The sequence below is a fragment of the Streptococcus sp. Marseille-Q3604 genome, assembly GCF_916619785.1.
Taxonomy (GTDB): domain Bacteria; phylum Bacillota; class Bacilli; order Lactobacillales; family Streptococcaceae; genus Streptococcus.
Genome location: NZ_CAKAKM010000001.1, coordinates 440061 through 464629 on the forward strand (window position 1 = coordinate 440061; position 24569 = coordinate 464629).

A 24569-nucleotide genomic window follows, 5' to 3' on the forward strand; every position below is an offset into this window, starting at 1 on the left:
CTATTTTGGATTGATAGTGACAATCTCATCGGCGATGTGTTGTGCAAACTGCATATCGTGAGTGATAACGATTTGCGTAATCCCAGTCTCACGATTCTGCAAAATCAATTTCTCCACTTCTTGACGCAACTCAGGGTCAAGAGCTGATGTTGGTTCATCATAGCCGACAATTTTCGGATCAATCATCATAGCACGCGCAAATGCAACACGTTGTTTTTGTCCCCCAGAAAGAGAGTAAGGATAAGCATTTCCGTGAGCTCCAAGGCCTAAACGGTCAAGCAGAGCTTGAGCTTTTTTCTGAGCATCCTCCTTAGACATTCCCATCGTCTTAATTGGAGAAAGCGTTAGATTGTCTAAGACTGTTAAATGTGGAAACAGTTGGAAATCTTGGAAGACAAAACCGAGCAAATTACGACTTTCCATCTGATCCAAAGGAATCTCTTCATTTTCATAAATAATTTGTCCTGAATCAATGGTTTCAAGACCTGCTAGCATACGCAAGAGAGTCGTTTTACCACCACCAGATGGTCCGACAATAGCCAAGATTTTTCCTTCTTCTACTGTCAGATTATACTTATCAAAAATTTTGTGTTGACCAAATTGCTTGGAAATATTTTTTAATTCTAACATAAGGTCTCCTATTTATAATAGTTGAATTTCTTTTCGATGTTTTTCGAAGCCACAGTCACAACACCCACAAGGATAAGATAGATAGCTCCGGCCACAAACATCGGTGCTAAGGTCGCATCACGGTTCGCAGCGGTACGACTTTCCAAAAGAAGGTCTCCAACCCCAAGCACATAAACCAATGATGAATCCTTAACCAAGTTAATAATCTCGTTAAAGATACTTGGCAAGACAATCTTGACCACCTGAGGAAGGATAATGTAGCGGATGGTTTGGAAAGGACTAAGTTTAAGCATTTTTGCTGCTTCGTATTGTCCTTTCGGAATAGCCAAGATTCCTCCACGGAAAATCTCTGCGAAATAAGCTGCATAATTAAGTGTAAAAGCAAGAATAGCAGCTGGTAGGCGATCAAAGACAATTCCTACACTCGGAAGAACATAATAAACGAAGATCAATTGTAAAAGGAGAGGCGTTCCACGCATAATCCAAACGTAAAGGGTTAATAACCAATTTAAAGGTTTGAATTTAATCTGCATTAAGAAAGCAAGTACAATCCCTAATGGAATCGACAGTACGATAACAATGAAAAATACTTGAAGTGTGACTACCGCACCGTTCAAAAGGGCTGGTAATACTTCCAAAACGTATGACATATAAACTCCTATAATTATTTAGTATTATTGAATATTATACCAATTTTTTTGAAAAAATGATATAAGATTTTGAAAATAGTAAAAAGGAGTGCGACTAGACCCAATTTTCAAAATGAGTTCATAATCACACTCCTGGGAGACTTAAATAGTCTGTCCTGAGAAACAAACAATACTTAAGTCTAGCATTCCTAAAGCTTATTTTAGATTTTCTTAACAAATTCAGATTTAAGTTTCATAGCACCAAAACCTTCAATCTTACAATCAATGTTATGGTCACCTTCAACCAAACGAATATTTTTAACACGTGTGCCTTGTTTAATATCTTTTGGCGCACCTTTCACTTTCAAATCTTTAATAACTGTAACAGTATCACCGTCAGCAAGACGTGTTCCATTGCTATCAAGAACCACAAGTCCTTCTTCTTCTGCAACTTCGTTTGGATCCCACTCATAGGCACATTCAGGACATACAAGCAAGATTCCATCTTCATAAACATACTCTGAGTTACATTTTGGACAATTTGGTAATGACATAATTCTCTCCTAAGATTGTGATATAGGTACTATTCTACTTTAGATTCTCCAATTAAGCAAGGATAAAAACAAACAACATCCCTTACACTGTAAGAGATGTTAGTATTTTTATTCAACAGTAACTGATTTAGCCAAGTTACGTGGTTTATCGACGTCAAGTCCACGATGAAGTGTTGCAAAGTAAGCAATCAATTGTGTCGGTACAACCATTGAAATTGGTGACAAGTAAGGGTGAACATTATTAAGAACGATGTCATCACCTTCTTTAGCAACATTTTCCTCAGCAATAGTCAACACTTTAGCACCACGTGCTGCTACCTCTTGAATATTACCACGAGTGTGGCTAGCAAGAACAGCGTCAGACAAGAGCGCAATAACAGGTGTACCATCTTCGATCAAAGCAATCGTTCCGTGTTTCAACTCACCTGCTGCAAAACCTTCACATTGGATATATGAGATTTCTTTCAATTTAAGACTGGCTTCCATAGCAACATAGTAATCTTGACCACGACCAATATAGAAAGCGTTACGTGTTTCTGCAAGAAGAGCTGCCACTTTCTCGTCAATGACTTCTTTTTCAGAGAGTGTTGATTCGATAGATTGTGCTACAAGTGACAATTCATGTACCAAGTCGAAAGCTTTAGCTTTTTCATTACCATTAGCCTCACCGACTGCTTTAGCCAAGAAGGCAAGAGCCGCAATCTGAGCAGTGTAAGCTTTAGTAGAAGCTACGGCAATTTCTGGGCCAGCATGAAGAAGCATTGTATGGTCAGCTTCACGAGAAAGGGTAGATCCTGGAACGTTTGTCACTGTCAAACTTGGAATACCCAACTCGTTAGCTTTAACAAGAACCTGACGGCTATCTGCTGTTTCACCTGATTGGCTAATAAAGACAAAGAGAGGTTTCTTGCTAAGGAGTGGCATACCATAACCCCACTCAGAAGAAATACCAAGCTCAACTGGTGTATCTGTCAACTCTTCGAGCATCTTCTTAGAAGCAAAACCAGCATGATATGATGTTCCTGCCGCAAGGATATAGATACGATCAGCCTCTTGAACAGCCTTGATAATATCAGCATCTACAGTCACTTGTCCCTTGTCATCTGTGTAGGCTTGGATAAGCTTACGCATCACTGTTGGTTGCTCATCGATTTCTTTGAGCATGTAGTAAGGGTATGTGCCTTTACCAATATCAGAAAGGTCAAGTTCAGCTGTATAGCTATCACGTTCTTTAACAGTACCATCATAATCTTGGACTTCGACACTATCAGCTTTCACGATAACTAACTCTTGATCGTGAATTTCCATGTACTGATTAGTTTCGCGAATCATAGCCATGGCATCTGAGCAGACCATGTTATAGCCATCACCAAGACCAATCAAAAGTGGTGATTTGTTTTTTGCCACGTAAATTGTTGAGGCATCTTCAGAATCCATAAGAGCGAAGGCATATGATCCACGGATAATATGAAGAGCTTTCTTGAATGCTTCAAGAGTTGACAAACCATCTTCTTCAACAAATTTTCCAATCAAGTGAACTGCAATTTCAGTATCAGTTTGGCCTTTGAAATGGTGACCAGAAAGGTATTCTTCCTTAATTTCAAGATAGTTTTCAATAACACCATTGTGAACCAAAACAAAACGTTCTGTTTCTGAGCGGTGTGGGTGAGCATTATCCTCTGTTGGTTTACCGTGAGTTGCCCAACGAGTATGTCCGATACCTGCAGTACCTTCTACTCCTTCAGTTTTAGCAGCAAGTTCCGCAATACGGCCAACAGCCTTAACCAATTGACTAGATGCATCGCCAGCTACAAAGATACCAGCTGAATCATAACCACGGTATTCTAGCTTTTCAAGTCCTTGAATCAAGATATCAGTTGCATTTGTGTTACCTACAACACCAACAATTCCACACATATTTTTAATAATAACCTCTGATCAAAGAGGTCATGTCTCCTTCATTTAAAATTGGTATAGTCAATAAGCTCTTTAAAAAGCTTAACGAGGACAGTATATTCGATATATTTGACATTGTCAAGCATAAAAATTGGTATAGTCCTAAAAAGACCTTTTAGTCGCTCCTTATCCTAAGGAATAATCCTTAAAATATGCTATAATAAGGCTATGCGAATTCAACAATTACATTATATTATCAAAATCGTCGAAACCGGCTCAATGAATGAAGCTGCAAAACAACTTTTCATTACGCAACCAAGTCTTTCAAATGCTGTTCGTGACTTGGAAAGAGAAATGGGAATTGATATCTTTATCCGTAACCCCAAGGGAATCACTTTAACCAAGGATGGAGTTGAATTTCTCTCTTATGCACGTCAGGTAGTGGAACAAACGAATCTCTTGGAAGAACGCTACAAGAGTCACACAGAAACACGTGAATTGTTTAGTGTTTCCTCTCAACACTACGCTTTTGTTGTCAATGCCTTCGTCTCACTTCTCAAGAGAGCTGATATGACACGTTACGAGCTCTTCTTACGCGAAACACGTACTTATGAAATCATTGAGGACGTTAAGAACTTCCGTTCAGAGATCGGCGTTCTCTTCCTTAACAGCTATAATCGAGATGTCTTGACTAAGATGTTTGATGACAACCGCCTCACATATACCAGTCTCTTCAAAGCTAGACCCCATATCTTTGTCAGCAAGTCAAACCCATTGGCTAAGCATGAAGTTGTCTCTTTGGAAGATTTAGAAGAATTTCCATACCTTAGCTATGATCAGGGGATTCATAATTCCTTCTACTATTCTGAAGAGATTCTCTCTCAGATTCCCCATAAAAAGTCTATCGTAGTTTCAGACCGAGCGACACTCTTCAACCTATTAATCGGTTTGGATGGTTACACCATTGCTACAGGTATTTTAAATAGTAATTTGAATGGTGATAATATTGTCTCTATCCCACTTGATATTGATGATGAAATTGATATTGTTTACTTGAAGCATGAAAAGGCAACCCTCTCTAAAATGGGAGAAAAATTCCTTGATAACCTCGTTAAAGAAGTCACTTTTGACAACTAATAGATGTTAGACCCCAGCACATAATGTTGGGGACTTTTTATAGCCAAAACTATCCAATTCAAAGCACAAAAAAGAGCCTTTCGACTCTCATCATTATTTATAATTTTTATAGCTTGCCCAAGCTTCATCTATAGATAAGGTCTCAGCATCTGTGTATGAGCCTCTATAGCTGTTCCAAACAAGGCCACTTGTTGAACCAGTTGCTTGGGTAACTGGAGCTTGATCATAGGCAGTCAAACCATAGTATGCAATAATGCTATTTAATTTAGAAGCGTAAAGACTATCTGTAGCATAAGTCCCTGTCAGTGCCTGAGTGGCATCTGCATAACTACTTGTATTTGATTTCCAAGTACCTGCATAAGTAGATGACGTCATCAAAGCAGCATAATCTGCTAGGGAATCACTCAGACTTCCATAAGAACGGAAGGGTTCATCAATCTCATAAGTCTTTCCTGTACCGTCATCTTCCCAAGTACGCATAGTAACGGAGTTTCCATTATAAGAGCCCTTAATCCCAAAGAAGTTGTAATAAGGAGCTTGACTCAGACCTGACTGACCTGAATTTGATTCCAGAATGGCTTGAGCAATTAGAACAGAAGCATAGATATTGTAATCTTGACCAATCTGTCTAGCAGTCTCTCCGATACTATCAATAAAAGCCGTCGTAGTTTGATTGTAGGCAGCTTCTGCTTTAGCATTAACACTGTTATCATTTTTTCTATCTGTTGTAAAAGCTAGAACCAAAAAAAGTGAACACATAAAAGCTCCCACGATAAAAATCATATACTTCTTTAAATGACGATACATACAACCCTTCCTTCATAAGATTTTCGATTATAATATTTTAATACTATTTTATCAGAAAAACTGACAAGTCGCAACTTTCAGACCTATTTTCCTTGATAAATAAAGCAAATGTCATCTTTACATCATATTTATAATAAGCTATAATATAGTCAAATTTTAAGGAGATAGATGAATGAAAATAAAAGAATTCTTACCCGGATTAAGTATTGCAATACTTATATCTCTCCTAGCATGGTTCCTTGGAAACTTGTTCCCTATTATTGGTGGACCTGTCCTTGGTTTATTTATAGGACTTCTGCTAGGAATAATTCTAAGAGATTCACAGAAACTTAAAGCAGGAATGCAATTCACATCTAAAAAAGTATTACAATACGCTGTTATTCTTCTTGGATTTGGACTAAATCTTTCCCAAGTCTTTAAGGTTGGCGTAACATCACTTCCCATTATTCTAGTAACTATTACTACGGCACTGCTTACTGCTTATGCCGTTCATCGCATGTTCAAGTTAGATAGTGAAATTGCTACTTTAGTAGGTGTTGGTTCTTCTATTTGTGGGGGCTCTGCTATCGCTGCAACTGCTCCTGTAATCAAGGCTAAAGATGAATCTATTGCAACAGCAATCTCTGTAATTTTCTTTTTCAACATCTTAGCAGCTCTACTCTTCCCTCACTTGGGATCCTGGTTGGGACTTAGCAATCAAGGCTTTGCCATATTTGCTGGAACAGCTGTCAATGATACTTCTTCTGTAACTGCTACAGCAAGCTCTTGGGATAGCTTACATGGAACATCCATTCTAGAGCAGGCAACAATTGTTAAGTTGACTCGAACGCTTGCTATCATCCCTATAACTCTTGGGCTTTCTGTATGGCAGTCGCGAAAGGACAATACAAAGGAAGCATTCTCGCTAGCCAAAGCAGTGCCTAACTTTATCCTTTGGTTCCTTTTGGCCTCACTGATTACAACTGTTTCAATGTCACTCGGTGTAACACCTGCCGTCTTTTCACCTTTAAAAGACCTTTCGAAATTTATGATTATTATGGCCATGGCAGCTATTGGTTTCCAAACAAATCTCAAACAACTAATCACTAAAGGAGGCTCAGCACTTCTAGTGGGAGGAGTTTGTTGGTTATTAATCAGTCTTGCTTCTCTTCTCATGCAAAAGCTATTAGGACTTTGGTAAAAGACATCTAAAAAACTCACAATCTTGCTAAGTTTGTGAGTTTTTATTATAGAATCATTTTTTATACTCAAAGACATAGGTTTGAATAACCTTGTCCCCATCGTTTGTTACTTTCAAATCAACATTGTAGCTCTTGGTTTCACCACTAATATCCTGAACCTTATAATCATCATCTTTTTTTACCGAAGAGGTGGTCTGCCCTGAATAATGCTTTACTTCATGACTTGAAGTTCTGTCTAGAGAAAAAGGAATGAGCCCGTTTAAAGAATATAGCCCATACAAAATAAGACATAAAAAGCTCAGTGACGCAAGGCTCACCAAATAATATTTAACAAAAGCCCCCAATTTCAACCCCTGTTTACTCACTTAATTGTTATCTTCCTTTAACTTAACATTATTTTTATTAGAGTATTTTCAAATTTTATTTTACACACATTTGGGTATTTTGTCAAATTATTTGATATTTAAAACAGAACCTATATTTTTCTATATACTAAAAGCCGTTAGTCATCTAACGGCTATTTTTTATTTCTGAGATAATGTATTCAAGACGGCTATAGAGACCAAGTAATAAGTCGTAACTTCGATTTTCATTTTCTTTCAAAACAGTGAAAACTGTTGTACTATAGGTAAATTCAAAGAAGTCATCTAATTCCTTGAGCCAGTCATCAATAACCCCTAAATTTTGATCAATGATTGCAAACAAACTTGGTTGATACCAGATTGTACCTTCGATATAAAGGTTTTTGTCAGATAATTTAGATAGGGATACTTTCAAGTCAGCAAGCTCTCGTTTAGCAAGATTGGGTTCAATCTTTAAATCAAAAAGCAAACGTGCATCATGATTTAGAATATCGAGTTCTGCTTGAAGCAGTTGAATATAATGTATCGCTACTAAATACTGGTTCATGGGTCTCTCCTGATCATCTGAAAATCGTACTATTATTGTACCACTAAAGAATGAAAAAATGTAGTAATTATTTAATTTTTTACAGGATTTTTTTAGAAAAAATACCATGCTTTAAATTTCTATTTAAAAATAATGACACTAGCGATTTTCTAAGAGTTTAAGAAATGAAAGATTTTTTAAAAAAAGAAAAACACTCACGAATGAGTGCAATTCTAGTATTAATGACTAACCATTTCTTGTGCAATTTCCAAGCCACTAAGTTTTTCAGGATAGTAAGTTGGCCAATTGTCCATCTCTTTTAGAATCTCATCTTGGCTACTATTTCCGAAGAAAATATGGAAATGTGCTGAAGTTGTTGGATCTATTTGATGATCTGAAAATTGGACATATTGGTAAGGATTGTCAGCAGCTTGACTGTCAGTTGCTGTGAAGAGATAACGGACACCTTTTTTACCAGAAGCATAAGTCAAAATCTTATAACCATCATAACGATAAGTGTGTGTCACGCTACTTCCATCATTTTTTGTGAAAGTCATGGTCATCTTTTTACCATCAATAGCAATTTTAGAAACATCTGTTTGATAGCCCTTAGTGTAGTACTCTTTGTACTCTTGTGCGGTTTTATCCTTATTCAATAGAGATTTGTATTCAAATACTTGATCTAAAGTACCATCTTGGAGGTAAGGATAGACCGATTGCCACTCACCAGACCAATCAGAAAGTTTTCTATCTTTGACATCTTTGTCATCAAAGTAACCATTTTGGACTGTTTTCTTATCATCACTTCCTGTTTCAGGTTGGATAGCTTTACCTTCAACATCTGTTGTTAAACGAAGGTTTTTAAGATTCTCAGTCATAACACTGACATAATCTTCACCTTTTTTCAACTGTTCCTTAGTTAGTGATTCAATTGGATTTAAAACTGCTGTCTTAACTCCTACTTCGTTAGCTAAGGTTTTGGCAACGCTACTTGAAGCATTTTCCTCAAAGTAGATATAGTTAATGTCATATTCTTTGACATACTTAGAAAGGCTAGCGATACGTTTTGCAGATGGATCAGATTCAGCTGAAACACCTGAAATTGGTACTTGTGTCAAACCGTAATCTAAAGCAAGGTAGGCAAAAGCTGAGTGCTGGGTAACAAAACTTTTCTGTTTCGCTTGACTTAAGGCTTCAGTATACTCCTTATCCAAAGTCTTTAATTTTTTAAGGTATTTCTCAGCATTAGTTGTAAAGACTGCTTTTTTATCTGGGTGTTGAGCAATCAAACCGTCCCTAATAGTTTCAACTAATTTTTGAGAACGTTTAGGTGAGAGCCAAACATGGGGATCGTATTCGTGGTGATGTTCTTCTCCACCATGATCATGATCTTCTTCCTCTGTTCCAGGTAAAAGAACCATGCCTTGACTTGCCTTAATGACTTTTGTATTTTTTGTGTTGATAGACTTTTCAACTTTTGGAACCCAGGTTTCCATATTTTCATTTAGGTAGACAAAAGTGTCTGCTTTTTCAATGTCAGCGACATTCTTAGTAGATGGTTGGAAATCGTGGGCTTCACTTCCAGCAGGAATGAGATAAGACACCTCTCCCTCATCTCCTACAACCTGCTTGGTAAATTCATAAACAGGGTAAAAGCTCGTCACAACTTTCAAATCACCATTTCCTTTTGAACCGTGGTGACTAGTCGTATAATAAATACCTGCACCAGCAGCTAAAACAACTGCTGCTAATCCTGCTAGGCCAAAAATGCGTTTCTTTTTCATGATATTCCTTCCAAAATACTTAACCAGTTAATAGTTTACTGGTTAAGTATATCACACTTCATTTATTTTGCAAGTCCTAAAATAAAAAAATTGAAATATTTCGACGAGAAAGAATTATTTGATATACTGGAAATATCATTTGGAAAGTAGGTTATACATGTTTCGAAAATTAATCCTATATCTTTTTTTATTGCTTTCAGCCATTGGCCTGACTTATGATACGCAATCATACACTTCAGGCGCTTTGTCTGGTTCGGCATACGGTATTATTGGACTATCAACACTGATTGCCTTATGTTATATCGTACCAGGAATATTTCTGATTCTGTACTTAGGCAAGAGATGGCAGGTGAAACCACTTGTTCTCATATTTGCTCTAATTGGTGGAGTCTTTATCACAGGATGGATAGCTGGTTATGCCAATACCATTTCTCACGATTGGGTAACTGCTCATCTTTCTTCAAAGAGTTTCTTCTACCGCTTTGAGGATGCCCTTATGGCTCCCCTAGTTGAAGAACCCCTAAAACTAGCAGCTTTTCTCTTTGCTATCTATATGGTGCCAACGAAAAGTTACAAGGGGCTCTTGCTTGTCGCTATTACGGCGGGTCTGGGCTTCCAGATTAGTGAAGACTTCTCCTATATTCTTTCAGATTTGCCTGACGGTTTTTCTTATACGATTTCAGGTATTCTTGGTCGAACTATTGGTGCTGTATCGTCTCACTGGCTTTACACATCCTTCCTTGCTATGGGGCTAGTCCTTATATGGCGTTCCCGTCAAAAACTCATTAATTCTAAATACAGTCTTATTGGTATACTTTATGCTTGTGGTGCTTTTGCTGCACACTTTGCTTGGAATTCACCTCTTCGAAATTTAGAAAGCGATTTGCCATGGGCATCAGGCCTTCTCATTTCACTCAATCTTTTCTTCTTTATTACGCTTTATCAGCTCCTATCGAAACTGGATAAAGAAAACAAGTAATGTTTACAATACTAAAAAACCTTTCCAATTTTATGGAAAGGCTTTTTTAATGACTTTAATCACTCATAGAAAAACGATTGGTCATCAAATTACTTGCATCATCTAAGACTTTTGCCAATAGTTTATCTGTTTCTGACTGAATCTTATCACTAATCTTTTGATTTTCAGCTTCAAAATCAATACTCTCACCATTTGCTAAAGCAGTATCTACATGATTAATCATAGCATGGCCAAGAGCCATAGTTGTTTCTACATAAGCATCCAAATCAGCTTCATGCTGTTGGAAATGAGGATCACAGATAGCGGCAATCAAGCGATTACTCCAGTAGAAATTACCTGTATCCACTTTATCAGTTGTTTGACGGAAATAAGCAGGTGTTGTTCCGACTTGAGTCCAGAATGGCACCATTGTACCAAATGGCATTGATCCATAGGCTAACCACTGAATTCCTGTCGTTTCTGATGGTTTGTTAGGACGCATTTGCAAGAGAGCTGTTTGACTAGTACGGTTGATACCGATTGGACGGAATTGGCGTTGACTCACCGCATCTCCTTGAGGTCCATAAGGATCGTAAGGTGTATCTTGGTAATGAAGACTCAAGACATATTTAACATCTTCAACTGTAATTTTGCGGTATGGTTTTTGACACCATGGAATAAAGAATGATTTTGGATCATAATCTTTTTCTGGATTCAAGAATTTCTGCATTGCCCAGGCACGTGGTGTATTATAATGACGATCCTTATCTCGTTGGCTACCAAAAGCATAACGTGGATTAAAGTGTTCATTAGAATAAGTCAAATCCAAGTGATGTTTATTAATAAAATCTCGAATGTCTGGTGAGGCTAAATAGTCGTCTGGATTTTCAAACTCATAATGATCGATGCCAAGTTGGTTTGGGTTAGTGACATAGGCATCGTCTGGAACACGTCTTGCAATCCAATGGTGACCACCAATGGTCTCTAGCCACCAAATTTCTTCAGTATCTGAGAAAGCAATACCATTAGATTCGTAAGTTCCGTAAGTTTCAAGAAGTTGCCCCAAACGAAGGACACCTTCACGCGCCGTCTTGATATATGGCAAGACCAATGTTAACATATCCTCTTCTCCAAAACCATCTTTAACAAGAGGGTCTGCACCGAGTACACGCGCATTGGTGGTGATTGTTTCTGTTGCACTCATGGCAACATTAGCTGAGTTAATACCAGCTTCACCCCAGATACCGTCTTTACCAAGTGCATCTGGAACAGAAGTATAACGTAGAGGATTATCTGGCAAATCAATTGAAAACTTGCTAAGCACAGACTGATAATGACGCGGTTGGTCTTCAGGGGTCACGACGAGAAATTCTTTGGGCGTAAAAACGCCAGATTGAGAATCCTCAGTACGTGCAATCATGGTAGAGCCGTCATATGAGGCTTTCTTACCTACTAAAATCGTTGTACAAGCCATAAAAATTTCCTTTCTACTTACAAATCGTCCGCAATTTTATTGATTTTTCTGAGACGATGATTGACACCACTCTTGGTCAGAGGAGGTTCTATACTATCTGCTATTTGCTGGATAGAGTAATCTGGATTGGCAATACGGAGTTGGGCAATTTGGCGCAGCTCCACAGGTAAAATCTCCAAGCCAACCGTATCCATAATCTTGATAATATTATTAATTGTTTTCATACTAGCACTAATCGTTCTAGCAATATTAGCTGTTTCCGCATTATTGGCACGATTCAGATCATTTCTGGTCTCTCGCATAATTTTGACCTCTTCGAAGGTATCCTTAGAGTTCATTGCACCAATAACAAGGAGGAAATCCATAATATCCTCAGCTTTTTGAAGATAGGTCACAAAACCATTTTTATGACTCAAAACCTTGGCATCGAGCATAAATTTTTTCATGAGAGAAGCCAAGTCCTCTGCGTGGTCTTGGTAAACGGAAAAAATCTCTAATTGATAACGGCCTTTTTCAGGATCACGAACTGTTCCAGTCGCCAAAAAAGCACCTCGTAAATAGGATCTTCCAGCTTCGTCATCTTCCATTACTGATGTTTCAATGCCTGTTTCAAAGCCAAAGAAAGAATCCGCCAATTGTAAATCGGACAAAATATCATTGACATGGTCAGCTACAAAAACCGTGTAAACACGATTTTTCTTGAGATTAGTCTTGTTGTGATGTCTCAATTCAGGATTACTCTGATAACGACTTTCCATTAATTGGTAGATATGTCTCGCAATCTTTGCATTTTCTGTTGAGATGGAAAGAGTCAATCCTTGGTTGGTCAATCCAACAGAACCAGACATCTTAATCAATGCCGACAATTCAGCCTTGTCTTTGCTTGAAGCTGCAATTATCTCTTCTTTAACCTTAATTGTAAAACTCATGACTTATTCCTCACTAGATGCATGAGCTCATCCACTACCAAGTCACCATGGTGGAAGGCACCACCATTTTCAAGTCGCAAAAAATTAGAAGACACAACTGTTTTTGCTTCACGACGTAAGCCCTCAAAATCATGCTCAACCTGAACAAGGTATTCATCAAATTTATTACTTGCCATGTATTCCTTAGGCACTTTCTTGATATTAACTAAGACATTGTCAATCACATCGGAGCCGAGATGACGATTAAGAACAGCCACATGGTCGGCATCTGAGAATTGCTCAGTTTCTCCGTACTGCGTCATAATATTACAAATGTATGTGACATCAGCCTTGGTCTCAATAAGAGCCTGACGAATCTCTGGTATCACCAGGTTGGGCAAAATCGATGTATAGAGAGACCCAGGACCTAAAACAATCATATCACTATTCATAATAGCATCAACAACCTTACGACTGGCCTTAGGCTCTTCATCATTATAGGTATTGGTCACATAAACGCGCTCAATCATGCCATCGTACTGAGCAATACTACTCTCACCTGCTACTTCATGACCATCTTGAAAAACGGCATGAAGCGTCAAAGCAGTCTCACTGGCAGGATAAATCTTAGCTGTGACGTGGAAAAACTTCGTCAGAAGCTGCATGGCATTATAGGTAGATCCCTGCATTTCTGAAATTCCAGCGATGATTAGATTTCCGAGTGGATGACCGGCCAAAGCACCATCGGTTTTATCAAAACGATATTGGAAAACTCTTTCATAAAGTTTAGGCATATCACTCATAGCTACCAAAACATTACGCAAATCCCCTGGAGGTGTCAGTTGCATGATATCACGCAAATCTCCTGAAGAACCGCCATCATCAGCTACAGTTACCACAGCAGTGATATCAACATCCTTATGACGTAAACTACGAAGAATGACTGGAATACCAGTTCCCCCACCTATTACTGTAATTCTTGGTTTTTTCATGAACGATTCACCGTCTCCTTACGTCGATCCTTATCACGATGTGTTTCATTGACTGTCCAATCATTTTTTAGATCTTGGGCTAGACGATGTGCAAAAGCTACACTACGGTGTTGACCACCTGTACACCCAACAGCAATAGTAAGAACTGACTTACCTTCTTTTTTGTAGCCAGGTAAGATTGGTTTAATAAGCTGTGTCAAATGATTGTAAAAGTCTTCTGATTCCGTATGCTTCATGACGTAATCAAAAACCTCTTTATCCAAACCTGTGAGGTTACGAAGGGCAGGATCATAATAAGGGTTTGGCAAAAAACGGACATCAAAAACCAGATCTGCATCCAATGGCAGTCCATATTTAAAACCAAAACTCAAAACTTCAATACGGAAAGAAGATTGGTCTTGCTCAGATGAAAACTGTTCAGAAATAGCCTTACGAAGTTGACGCGGAGTCAATTCTGTCGTATCAACTACGTTTTGACTCAAACTCTTAAGCGGTGACAAAAGCTCACGCTCTAACTTGATGCCATCCAAAACACGGCCATCTGCCGCCAGTGGGTGACTACGACGTGTCTCTTTGTAACGAGAAACCAATTCACCATCCGTAGCGTCCAAGAAAAGAATCTTGAAATTAAGTTCCTCATTGCTTTCCAATTTATCCAAAATATCGTTGATTTCATCGAAGAACAAGCGACTTCGCATATCAACGACAAGAGCAATCTTATCTGTCTCTTCACTATGTTTTACCAATTCGATAACCTTTGGTACCAAAGAAGGTGGCATATTATCAATAGTGAAGTATCCAATATCCTCAAAGGATTGAATCGCTACAGTCTTACCTGCCCCGCTCATCCCTGTTACAACAACTAAATTAATTTTTTTCGTTCCCATGAGACTCCCTTTCTAGTCTTTCTTCTTTCAAGACATGAATATCGTCTGACATTTTTTCAACTTGTTGGCTAACCCCCATAATCATTTCTGTCTGCAATTTTTGAATAGTAAGCAAATCTGATTGGTCTTGTTGCACCAAGTGATCAATTTTTTCATGTAAAAGTCGGATTTCTTCCTTTGATTGTTTATTGACGTTATAGTCATTTCGTGCTTGCAATCGATCGTAATCCGATGCCCGATTCTGACTCATCATAATCAATGGTGCCTGAACGGCAGCTAGAGTGGACAAGGCCAGATTCAACAGAATAAAAGGATACTTATCAAAGGCAATCCCAAAGGGTTGGATGACATTTAGCCCCATCCAAATAGCCATGAAAGCAATGAATGACAAGATAAAAGTCCAAGATCCACCAAATCTGGCCACTTCATCCGCCACTTTCTGTCCAAAAGTAATTCGACTATCCAATTGTTCCTGGACATCCTGGTCCTCGTAGAGCAAACTCTTGGTCACATCATGAACTGTTTCACGCACGTGCTCATTTTTCTCATTAGCATTTGCGATAATCTCGTCGAGAAAAACTAACCTATAATCCAAAAGGCTAATATTACTAATGAAATCATGTCCTTGTAAATCAGGGTAATCTTTTTTCAAAAGCACCTGCAAACGACTATTTAGTCGTTCGAAATAGGAGCCATCGGTTTCATCGAACCACTCTTTAGAGATATAATCCTGAACTCTCTTAACCTGCATATTTTCGCCTTCTTTCTAGGCTCTATTATACCATATTGAAAGCTTAAACGTTCAATAGATAAAGGAAAAGAGTCCAAGACTAACCTCAGACTCCTCATTATTGGGACAATTAATTTAACATCTTCTTATTGGTAATTCAAAGTCCAGTAGTAAGTACCATCACCTGCGACAACACAAGCGACTGCAGCTTGAGTAGCATCTGGACTCATGAGAAGTTCACGAATACCACTGCTCAACCATTTATTTGCAACAACTGAACCATCAGATTCACGACGGTAAACAATACCGTCACTGTTGTAAGTATGTGAAATATCTTTGGCGTGTGGAAGAGTTGTGCTATTGTAAAGATCATCAGACCATGTAAGCGCTGGTAAACCGGCAGCTGTACGTTGAGCATTGATTTCATTAAAGGCAGCCTTAGCTGAATCAACTTCAACATAATCAGAGTTTTCAGTTGGTTCTACATGATAAACAAATTTTACATAACCAAATTCAACATCACTATATTTTTTATCGTCAACACCGCTCTTGAGATTGGCTGTAATCACATAATCACGTGCCCAAGCACTGCCTTTAGAAGCATTGAAGTTATCAACATCTTCAATTTCCCAAGTTACATTACAATCCCAGCCAGCATTGTCTATGAATTTTGGAGCAAGATTATTAATGACATAGTCTTTGAATTCATCAACATTTTGGAATGGAAGAGCTTCTCCCGCTTTACCAGTACCAACTACATTTTCAGAATACAACTTAACACTTGATGCGTTGTCATCGTACATGTATTCGTCGTTTCCTGCTGGTTTATGGAAATCTGGATCAAGCTCAGGGTCATCATTGGCAGTACCATTGTAGAGTTTCCACTTACCATCAACCCATTTGTAGTAACCATCGATACCACGCGCATTTTCCTCATCAGTCATAGCGACACGGTAGTAATACGTACCGTTGTCATCTACAAATCGTGGGTCTGACTGCATGCGATAATCTGTTGGTGGCAATGTTGGTTTTGGCAACTTATCATAGTCAATGTTTGTTTCAGGCGCATATGGTGGTTTTTCAAGTTCAGGAGCTTCTGAACTTGTTTCTGATGTTGAACCTGTCTCTGAAGTTGCTGCTGAAGAAGATTCAGAAGTTACAGTCGAACTTGAGTTACCAGTTGAAGCTACTTCTGAGCTTGCAGACGAAGTTGAATCTACAGTTGAAGCTACTTCTGAACTTGCAGACGAAGTTGAATCTACAGTTGAGGCTATTTCTGAACTTGCAGACGAAGTTGAATCTACAGTTGACGCTGCCTCTGAACTTGCTGATGACGTTGAATCTACAGTTGATGGTGCTTCTGAACTTGCAGATGAAGTTGAATCCACAGTTGAGGCTACTTCTGAACTTGCTGATGAAGTTGAATCTACAGTTGAGGCTACCTCTGAACTTGCTGATGAAGTTGAATCCACAGTTGAGGCTACTTCTGAACTTGCTGATGAAGTTGAATCCACGGTTGAAGCTATTTCTGAACTTGCTAATGACATTGAATCTACAGTTGAAGCTACTTCTGAACTTGCTGATGAAGTTGAATCTACAGTTGAAGTTGTTGGAGCTTCAGAATCTGTGCTTGAAGCCTTAACAAGCACCCACTTACCATTTGAATAATAGTAGTAATCGCCATTATCTTTCAAATAATAGTGAGTACCATTTTCGTAACGATAGTGAGGGTCATTTCTCAAAACCTCATATCCTGTCGTTGGTGTATTGTTAGAACCACTATTGTTGTTATTATAGTCACCACCACGAACCCAACGACCGTTATAGTTAACATAGTAGCTACCATCACTCAAGATGTAGTACAAGTAACCATTGCTATAGCGGTAAGTACCTGATTCGTTGTAGTTGTTGTAACCAGGATTATAGTTGTTATAACCATAATTATAGTTATAATTATAGCCATAGTTATAGTTTGGATAGTAATTATTGTAACCGTAGTTATAGCCATAATTGTAATTATAGCCTGGATAATACCCATTGTATCCGTAGTTATAACCATAGTTTGGATAATAGTTGTTATACCATGGATTATAAGAATAGTTATTATAGTAACCTCGGCCATAATAACTATCGGCCTGTGCATGATCATTACCAACTACCGTTGGTGCTAATATTGCTGCCCCTAAAACAGCGCACGAAAATAGACGTAAACTTTTTCTCATTGTCTTCATCCCCTTTTTTAAAAACAAATATACCTTTTATAAGCAAGCGCTTACGCTTCTGTTTTACTTTAATTGTAGGAGATAATACTTCTATTGTCAAATTATTTTAATAATGGAACTTTCTAAGAACAGACCAATAAAAAACTAACAATGACCTTACTTTTACTTGTAAAAAATAATTGATCAGCTTTCTTTTACACCCTAAAGACAGGTGTTTAACAAAATAAAAAAGCCCTTAACATAAGGACTTTAGCATGATATTAACGATTATCAATATTTTCTGGGTAAAGATCGTGATTAAAAAGACGTTGCTCTGCCATCTTTTCATACTTAGTTTCTGGACGGCCATAATTATAATAAGGGTCAATAGAAATACCACCACGAGGTGTAAATTTACCCCAAACTTCTAAGTAACGGGGGTTCAAAAGCTCCACCAAATCTTTACCAATGGTATTAATACAGTTTTCATGGAAATCTCCGTGATTACGGTAACTAAAGAGGTAAAGCTTTAGAGATTTAGACTCAACGCAGAGCTGGTCTGGAATATAAGAAATATAGATACTTGCAAAATCAGGTTGGCCAGTAATAGGACAAAGTGACGTAAATTCTGGACAGTTGAATTTGATAAAGTAATCATTATCAGTGTGACGATTATCAAAAGACTCCAAGACTTGTGGAGAGTATTCAAAAATATAAGGTGTCTCCTTATTACCAAGGAGAGTGAGGTTTTTCATTTCTTCTTGTTGTGACATTTTTCTTCCTTCGTTATTAATTTTTCTAGACCTTTACATAGTCGATTTTTAATCTTAATTTCTAATCTTAATCATCAAAAAAGTCAAAATACTATCAATTCTAATCTTATAGACTGTGAAGATTAGACACCACGCTCATTATCATAGAGTAGGGTATGAAGCTGAGGGAGGACACGCACATTGCCCCACGAATTATCAGCAGCTACAGTCTCCCATAGTTCTTTTAGGCGATTTAATTGATGTTGGACAATATTACCCTCTGCTTTAGGTTCAGGATTACCAGCTGAAAGAAACATGACATCTGGCTGATAACGTTCCTGAATCATTTTAGCAAAGGCTAAATCTGTATCATCGAAAACAGGAACCTTGAAGGTAACTTTATCAGGATCAAGCTGAGAAACAATAAAGTCAAGGGTTTCCATATTGACTTCCATCTTGGATGATGGCGGTTTAGGACTTAAGGTTACTTGGTCAATTTCCTTTAGCCACTCCTGCCAGCGAGAACCCTGTGTTTCAACGGCCAGGGTTACGCCTCTTGCCTTGAGTTTTGAAACGAGTTCAGCCATATTAGCCGCTAGCAGAGCTGGGTTTCCTCCAGATAGAGTAACATAGTCGTAAGTTCCTAGCGCATCCAAAGCTTTAATGACTTCGTCAGCTGTCATACGAGTTGGCTTTTCTGAACCATCCCAAGTGAAGGCAGAATCACACCAATCACAGTGGTAATCACATCCTGCTGTCCTTACAAACATGGTTTTTTGACCAATTGCTCGCCCTTCCCCTTGAAAGGTTGGTCCAAAAATTTCAAGCACTGGTAGTTTGAGTACACGTTCTCTAGTCATCCAACCACTCCCGTCTAAACTCTGCAAAGGCTGTTGGTGTTTCATAAAGGCGTACATATTCCAAACGAAGTCCTCTCTCCTCTGGCAGATGTTGACTCGTCATCTGGAAAATCCAGAAAACCATATTTTCCGCAGTTGTGTTCATATAAGGCAGAGTCTCATTGAGATAACGGTGATCCAGATGAGGTTCCAAATGATCCTTGTAAATGCTCTTAAGGTCACCAAAATCATAGGTCATGCCACGCTCATCCAAGTAACCACTCACTGCTATTTGAAGATGGTAGGTATGACCATGAAGCGATTTGCATTTGCCTTCATAATGAAAAAGATGGTGGGCAGCATCAAAAGTAAACTCTTTAGAAACCATTGTACGGTGAGAATTGTAAACCAAAGACTCACCTGTTTCTTTTTTGATTTCTTTCGGTGCAAAGAACATTAAGCTTCTCCTCTTTCTGCTAGATATTTTTCAAGTCCTTTTTGACGCAAATGGCAGGCAGGACATTCCCCACAACCAGTCCCAATAATACCGTTATAACAAGTCAGCGTTTTTTCACGAACGTAGTCGAAAGCTCCAAGTTGATCAGCCAAAGCCCAAGTCTCAGCCTTATCTAACCACATGAGAGGAGTTTGGATAACGAAATCATAGGCCATGGCAAGATTAAGTGTAACATTAAGCGATTTGACAAAAACATCACGACAGTCTGGATAACCGGAAAAGTCTGTCTCACAAACTCCCGTAACAATGTCAGTGATACCACGTTGCTTAGCCAGAACAGCTGCAAAAGAAAGGAAAAGATGATTACGCCCGTCCACAAAAGTATTAGGAACTTCACCTTCTTCTGCCTCAATCTCAATATCAGATGTTAAAGCATTTTCAGTAATTTGACCAAGCAAGGACATATCTAAAACATGGTGTTTAAGCCCTTGTTCTCGTGCAATCTCTTTAGCTACTTCAATTTCCAAGCTATGACGTTGCCCGTAAGCAAAAGTAACTAATTCAACTGTTTCATAATGTTTTAGAGCCCAAAATAGGCAAGTAGTAGAATCTTGACCGCCACTAAAGACGACCAAAGCTGATTGACGTTTCATAATATTCCTCTTTATTCGTGATGTTTGAGACACATAAAAAGGCCCCTTGAGGGAGCCAAAAAAAAAACGCCAGTAATGGTTTTTTTTAGCGATGGTGTCTCCCAAACATCGAAAATGATTTATCTTTAATAGTTTATCATAGTTGAGAAAAAAAGAAAAGAGCCAAAGCTCCCTTCCTTAATCAATCTCAGCAATAACTTCGATTTCAATTTTAACATCTTTTGGCAAGCGTGCCACTTCTACTGCAGAACGTGCTGGAAAATCAGATGTAAAGGCAGTTGCATACACTTCGTTAAATGGAACGAAATCGTTAATGTCACTTAGGAAGCAAGTTGTTTTGACAACGTGGTCAAAGTCTGTACCAGCTTCTGCCAAAATAGCCCCAACATTTTTAAGAACTTGTTCTGTTTGTTCTTGAATTGTTTCGCCAATGATTTCACCTGTTTCTGGTGACAATGGTACTTGACCAGAAGCGAACAAAAGATTGCCAACGATTTTACCTTGAACATAAGGACCGATCGCTGCTGGTGCTTTATCAGTATGAATAGTTTTTGCCATGATAGTTCTCCTTTGACTAATATGTTGCTATTATAACAAAATATTCTGAAAATTGAAACATATAATTCCAAAAAGAAAAGAATCAGCACTAGGCTAATCCTTCTCCTACTATTTCAGATACTTTTTGACATAGCTATAGTAGTCTGGTTTTTCTTTTTTATTAAGTGCAAAGAGCATTTGACCCTTAATAGGTTCTTTCTCATCATTTGGTTGTAGAAAAAGAGCAACCTCTTTGGATTTAGTTGGGAAAAATACCGTATAAGACGTCTCTTTCCCCTGATCTTTTACTTTTAGCGAATAATAGGTAAAGTCATCTTTAGACTTGGGACCATCCACTGTATAGTTATAATCCTGCTCACCAATCTTGACCTTATCTTTCTTGAAGACAATAGTATAATCCTTCTTTAAGGCATCTTGTGCCTGCCACTCACCCTCTAGTGAGGGGGCAGACTTGCTACAAGCTACCATCGAAACCATACAAAGTAAGGCCAAAAGACCAAGAAACCATCTTTTCATACTTTTGCACTCCTAGAGAATTTTACTTATGGTTTGATACGGTGCAACATACGTGGGAATGGAATAGCTTCACGAATGTGTTTTGTGCCAGCTACGAAAGTAACCATACGTTCAATACCGATACCAAAACCACCGTGTGGTACCGAACCATATTTACGAAGGTCAAGGTAGAATTCGTATTCTGAACGGTCCATTCCGAGTTCATCCATTTTAGCTACAAGGGCATCATAGTCATCTTCACGCATTGAACCACCGATGATTTCACCATAACCTTCTGGAGCCAAAAGGTCTGCACAAAGAACGCGCTCAGGATTGCCAGGAACTGGTTTCATGTAGAAGGCCTTGAAGCTTGCTGGATAATTAACAACGAATGTTGGAACACCAAAATAGTTTGAAATCCAAGTTTCGTGCGGTGAACCGAAGTCATCCCCATGTTCGAGGTGCTCGTAATCTGTATCTTCATCATTTTCATGTGCTTGAAGAAGGTCGATAGCTTCATCATAAGACACACGCTTGAATGGCTCAGCAATGTATTTCTTAAGAAGATCCACATCACGTTCAAGGATTTCAAGAGCTTGTGGCGCACGATCAATCACACCTTGAATAAGTGCTTTAACATAAGCTTCTTGCAAATCAAGTGACTCATCATGTGACAAGAATGAATACTCAGCATCCATCATCCAGAACTCAGTCAAGTGACGGCGTGTTTTTGATTTTTCAGCACGGAAAACAGGACCAAAGTCAAAGACACGACCAAGAGCCATAGCACCAGCTTCAAGGTAAAGCTGACCAGATTGGCTTAGGTAAGCAGGAGTACCAAAGTAATCCGTTTCAAACAATTCTGTTGAATCCTCAGCGGCATTTCCTGACAAAATTGGACTATCAAATTTGATGAAACCATTTTTATCAAAGAATTCGTATGTTGCGTAAATAATCGCATTACGAATTTGTTGGACAGCCATTTGTTTACGTGAACGCAACCAAAGGTGACGATTATCCATCAAGAAGTCAGTTCCGTGTTCTTTTGGTGTGATTGGGTAATCATGTGACTCACCGATAACTTCTACTGCTGTCACATCCAACTCGTAACCAAATTTTGAACGTTCATCTTCTTTGACCACACCAGTCACATAAACTGATGTTTCTTGGCTAAGGCGTTTAACAGTATCAAATTTTTCAGTACCTTCTTCTTCACCATATTTTTCGATGAAGTTAGGTTTGAAAGCTACAGCTTGGAAGAAGGCAGTTCCGTCACGCAATTGAAGAAAGGCCAATTTCCCTTTACCTGATTTGTTAGCTACCCATGCACCGATAGTGATTTCTTCACCCACATGTTTAGGCACATCAATAATTGAAACTAATTGTTTAGACATGTAATTACTTCTCTTTTCTTTTAATCTATATTAATTCTATTTTTCCATAAAGGCTTTGATTCGGCGGACTGCTTCTTTCAAAGTATCCAAGTCTGTTGCATAGCTAAGGCGAATATTTTCAGGTGCGCCGAATCCTGCACCTGTTACCAAAGCCACTTCAGCCTCTTCAAGAATAGCATTTGTAAAATCATTGACATCTGTATAACCCTTGATTTCCATCGCTTTTTTAACATTAGGGAAGAGGTAAAAGGCACCTTGAGGTTTGATGACTTCAAAACCAGGTACTTCAGCTAGGAGTGGATAAATTGTATTCAAACGTTCTTCAAAGGCCTGACGCATTTCTTCGATAGAAGACTGATCACCAGTTAAGGCTTCAATAGCAGCGTATTGAGAAACTGCTGTAAGATTTGATGTTGTTTGGCTAATAATCTTCGCCATTCCTGAAATAATTTCTGGATCTCCTACAGCAAATCCCACGCGCCAACCTGTCATAGCATAGGTCTTGGAAACACCATTAATCACAATTGTTTGCTTACGAATTGCATCTGAAAGACTAGAAATGGGTGTGAAAGTGTTGCCATTATAGACCAAACGGCCATAGATATCATCTGCTAAAATCAAAATATCGTGCTCAACCGCCCAGTCACCGATTGCTTGCAATTCTTCCTTGCTGTAAATCATTCCTGTTGGATTTGATGGAGAATTAAGCAAGACAACCTTAGTTTTTTCAGTTCGAGCAGCTTCAAGCTGTTCAACCGTTGCTTTAAAGTGATTAGCTTCAGTCGTTTGGAAAGTAACCGGAACACCCTCAACCATTTTAACTTGGTCTACGTAAGAAACCCAGCAAGGTGTTGGAATAATGACTTCATCACCAGGATTAATGACCGTAGCAAAGAAAGCATATAGGATAAACTTAGCACCAGTACCGACAACAACCTCATTTGGTTTCACAGCATATCCATAGAAATTTTCCATATAAGTGCTGATTGCATCCTTGAGTTCCGGAAGTCCAGAAGCCACGGTATAAAAACTTGCTTTACCATTTTCAATAGAAGCAATGGCCGCATCTTGAATGTTCTTAGGTGTTACAAAATCTGGTTCACCAAGTGTCAAACTCAAAATATCACGTCCTTGAGCTTTAAGAGCTTTAGCACGCGCACTGGCAGCTAAAGTAACACTTTCTTCCATTTGTAATACACGATTTGATAATTTTGTCATTTCATTATAGTCCTTCCACTTTAATAACCTGACCTGAGATAAAATCAACCAGATAATACTGGGTTCCTGACTTCACTTCCCAAATAGGAGTTTTGCCATATTTTCCTAGGTGGACATAGGATATCTCCTTAGCACCATAGGCCTTAGCAGCTTTCTTAGCTACTGACTTACTAATACCATCAGCTTGCTTGTAGATATCAACCACACCTGAATCAGGACTCATGATAACAGCCAGCTTCTCACCTTGACTAGACTTTCCAAGAAGTCCATAATAGGTAGCCTCACCATGGTAGATATCAAATTCTGTAACAGTCTTAATATCTGCTTTGCTCTCTGCTATGGCAATAACCTTCTTTTCAGCGTCTACGTAAGGTTTAGTCGCTACAATAAGAATAGCAGTCACAGAGGCAATTAAGGTCACAACGATTACAATTATTCCAAAAATGAGCTGTTGCTTTTTTGTCCAGGGTGAACGTTGTTTACGCATAATGCCTCCTAAAAAAGTTTCTGAATTTATTATATCAGAAAATGATAAATCTTTACATAG

The 24569-nt window shown here is 38.5% G+C and carries 26 protein-coding genes; 3 read left to right on the forward strand and 23 right to left on the reverse strand.

Translation table 11 applies throughout. The annotated features are described in order from the left end of the window. The 4 genes from LG375_RS01975 to glmS all read right to left on the reverse strand — a co-directional run bounded on the left by LG375_RS01975 (position 1) and on the right by glmS (position 3730). Complete coding sequence (locus tag LG375_RS01975) at positions 1-630, reverse strand: amino acid ABC transporter ATP-binding protein (protein WP_014634575.1); 630 nt, start codon at positions 628-630, stop codon at positions 1-3. An 8-nt stretch (positions 631-638) separates the two neighbouring features. Next, positions 639-1280 (reverse strand): amino acid ABC transporter permease, encoded by a 642-nt coding sequence (locus LG375_RS01980; RefSeq protein WP_014634576.1) that lies wholly within the window; start codon positions 1278-1280, stop codon positions 639-641. A gap of 200 nt (positions 1281-1480) precedes the next feature. Continuing rightward, positions 1481-1813: a zinc ribbon domain-containing protein YjdM gene (locus LG375_RS01985; RefSeq protein WP_048790513.1), complete on the reverse strand. Its 333-nt coding sequence runs from the start codon at positions 1811-1813 to the stop codon at positions 1481-1483. A 108-nt stretch (positions 1814-1921) separates the two neighbouring features. Next, the gene (gene glmS, locus LG375_RS01990) at positions 1922-3730 is read right to left on the reverse strand and encodes a glutamine--fructose-6-phosphate transaminase (isomerizing) (protein ID WP_049545386.1); all 1809 of its coding nucleotides are present in this window, start codon (positions 3728-3730) and stop codon (positions 1922-1924) included. A gap of 207 nt (positions 3731-3937) precedes the next feature. Between glmS and LG375_RS01995 the strand changes: the two genes are divergently transcribed. Continuing rightward, positions 3938-4846: a LysR family transcriptional regulator gene (locus LG375_RS01995; protein WP_014634578.1), complete on the forward strand. Its 909-nt coding sequence runs from the start codon at positions 3938-3940 to the stop codon at positions 4844-4846. A 93-nt stretch (positions 4847-4939) separates the two neighbouring features. Here the strand turns inward: LG375_RS01995 and LG375_RS02000 are convergent, their stop codons facing one another. Beyond that, positions 4940-5653, reverse strand: a complete 714-nt coding sequence (locus tag LG375_RS02000) for a glycoside hydrolase family 73 protein (RefSeq protein WP_225745180.1) — start codon at positions 5651-5653, stop codon at positions 4940-4942. A 172-nt stretch (positions 5654-5825) separates the two neighbouring features. Between LG375_RS02000 and LG375_RS02005 the strand changes: the two genes are divergently transcribed. Then, complete coding sequence (locus LG375_RS02005; protein ID WP_002891095.1) at positions 5826-6833, forward strand: YeiH family protein; 1008 nt, start codon at positions 5826-5828, stop codon at positions 6831-6833. Between the two features lie 54 nt (positions 6834-6887). Here LG375_RS02005 and LG375_RS02010 read toward each other — a convergent pair whose 3' ends face one another. From LG375_RS02010 to LG375_RS02020, 3 genes are all read right to left on the reverse strand, one after another. Next, a complete protein-coding gene (locus LG375_RS02010) occupies positions 6888-7199 on the reverse strand; it encodes a hypothetical protein (RefSeq protein WP_002891096.1) in 312 nt (103 codons plus the stop codon). A 145-nt stretch (positions 7200-7344) separates the two neighbouring features. Further along, positions 7345-7743, reverse strand: a complete 399-nt coding sequence (locus LG375_RS02015) for a hypothetical protein (protein ID WP_037597868.1) — start codon at positions 7741-7743, stop codon at positions 7345-7347. Positions 7744-7961: 218 nt separating this feature from the next. After that, on the reverse strand, positions 7962-9506 hold the full coding sequence (locus tag LG375_RS02020) for a zinc ABC transporter substrate-binding protein AdcA (protein ID WP_225745181.1): 1545 nt from the start codon (positions 9504-9506) through the stop codon (positions 7962-7964). Between the two features lie 157 nt (positions 9507-9663). Here LG375_RS02020 and LG375_RS02025 point away from each other — a divergent pair, with 157 nt between their 5' ends. Continuing rightward, positions 9664-10485, forward strand: coding sequence for a PrsW family glutamic-type intramembrane protease (locus tag LG375_RS02025; protein ID WP_156246774.1), 822 nt, complete (start codon positions 9664-9666; stop codon positions 10483-10485). 55 nt (positions 10486-10540) lie between these two features. Here LG375_RS02025 and LG375_RS02030 read toward each other — a convergent pair whose 3' ends face one another. From LG375_RS02030 to LG375_RS02100, 15 genes are all read right to left on the reverse strand, one after another. Continuing rightward, complete coding sequence (locus LG375_RS02030; RefSeq protein ID WP_060971237.1) at positions 10541-11938, reverse strand: C69 family dipeptidase; 1398 nt, start codon at positions 11936-11938, stop codon at positions 10541-10543. A gap of 17 nt (positions 11939-11955) precedes the next feature. Further along, the gene (whiA, locus tag LG375_RS02035; protein ID WP_004182012.1) at positions 11956-12867 is read right to left on the reverse strand and encodes a DNA-binding protein WhiA; all 912 of its coding nucleotides are present in this window, start codon (positions 12865-12867) and stop codon (positions 11956-11958) included. Beyond that, entirely contained in the window at positions 12864-13838 is a 975-nt protein-coding gene (locus LG375_RS02040) for a YvcK family protein (RefSeq protein WP_225745182.1), read from the reverse strand. The genes whiA and LG375_RS02040 overlap by 4 nt, the downstream gene beginning before the upstream one ends. Beyond that, a complete protein-coding gene (rapZ, locus tag LG375_RS02045) occupies positions 13835-14725 on the reverse strand; it encodes an RNase adapter RapZ (RefSeq protein ID WP_037603141.1) in 891 nt (296 codons plus the stop codon). Before rapZ ends, LG375_RS02040 begins: the two co-directional genes overlap by 4 nt. Continuing rightward, positions 14706-15476: a DUF1003 domain-containing protein gene (locus tag LG375_RS02050; protein WP_225745183.1), complete on the reverse strand. Its 771-nt coding sequence runs from the start codon at positions 15474-15476 to the stop codon at positions 14706-14708. Before LG375_RS02050 ends, rapZ begins: the two co-directional genes overlap by 20 nt. Positions 15477-15601: 125 nt before the next feature. Beyond that, entirely contained in the window at positions 15602-17677 is a 2076-nt protein-coding gene (locus tag LG375_RS02055; RefSeq protein WP_225745184.1) for a serine protease, read from the reverse strand. A gap of 260 nt (positions 17678-17937) precedes the next feature. Further along, on the reverse strand, positions 17938-18429 hold the full coding sequence (queF, locus tag LG375_RS02060; RefSeq protein ID WP_003097375.1) for a preQ(1) synthase: 492 nt from the start codon (positions 18427-18429) through the stop codon (positions 17938-17940). 122 nt (positions 18430-18551) lie between these two features. Beyond that, complete coding sequence (queE, locus tag LG375_RS02065; RefSeq protein ID WP_022496683.1) at positions 18552-19268, reverse strand: 7-carboxy-7-deazaguanine synthase QueE; 717 nt, start codon at positions 19266-19268, stop codon at positions 18552-18554. After that, the gene (queD, locus tag LG375_RS02070) at positions 19261-19704 is read right to left on the reverse strand and encodes a 6-carboxytetrahydropterin synthase QueD (protein WP_022496684.1); all 444 of its coding nucleotides are present in this window, start codon (positions 19702-19704) and stop codon (positions 19261-19263) included. Before queD ends, queE begins: the two co-directional genes overlap by 8 nt. Next, positions 19704-20357: a 7-cyano-7-deazaguanine synthase QueC gene (queC, locus tag LG375_RS02075; protein WP_037597875.1), complete on the reverse strand. Its 654-nt coding sequence runs from the start codon at positions 20355-20357 to the stop codon at positions 19704-19706. The genes queD and queC overlap by 1 nt, the downstream gene beginning before the upstream one ends. A gap of 177 nt (positions 20358-20534) precedes the next feature. Next, positions 20535-20915: a RidA family protein gene (locus tag LG375_RS02080; RefSeq protein WP_002891112.1), complete on the reverse strand. Its 381-nt coding sequence runs from the start codon at positions 20913-20915 to the stop codon at positions 20535-20537. 108 nt (positions 20916-21023) lie between these two features. Further along, entirely contained in the window at positions 21024-21431 is a 408-nt protein-coding gene (locus LG375_RS02085; protein WP_073950992.1) for a hypothetical protein, read from the reverse strand. Positions 21432-21457: 26 nt separating this feature from the next. Continuing rightward, entirely contained in the window at positions 21458-22804 is a 1347-nt protein-coding gene (gene asnS, locus LG375_RS02090; RefSeq protein WP_002891115.1) for an asparagine--tRNA ligase, read from the reverse strand. A gap of 36 nt (positions 22805-22840) precedes the next feature. After that, positions 22841-24022, reverse strand: coding sequence for a pyridoxal phosphate-dependent aminotransferase (locus tag LG375_RS02095; protein WP_037600734.1), 1182 nt, complete (start codon positions 24020-24022; stop codon positions 22841-22843). Positions 24023-24026: 4 nt separating this feature from the next. Continuing rightward, positions 24027-24509 (reverse strand): DUF5590 domain-containing protein, encoded by a 483-nt coding sequence (locus tag LG375_RS02100; protein ID WP_225745185.1) that lies wholly within the window; start codon positions 24507-24509, stop codon positions 24027-24029. Positions 24510-24569 lie beyond the last annotated feature (60 nt).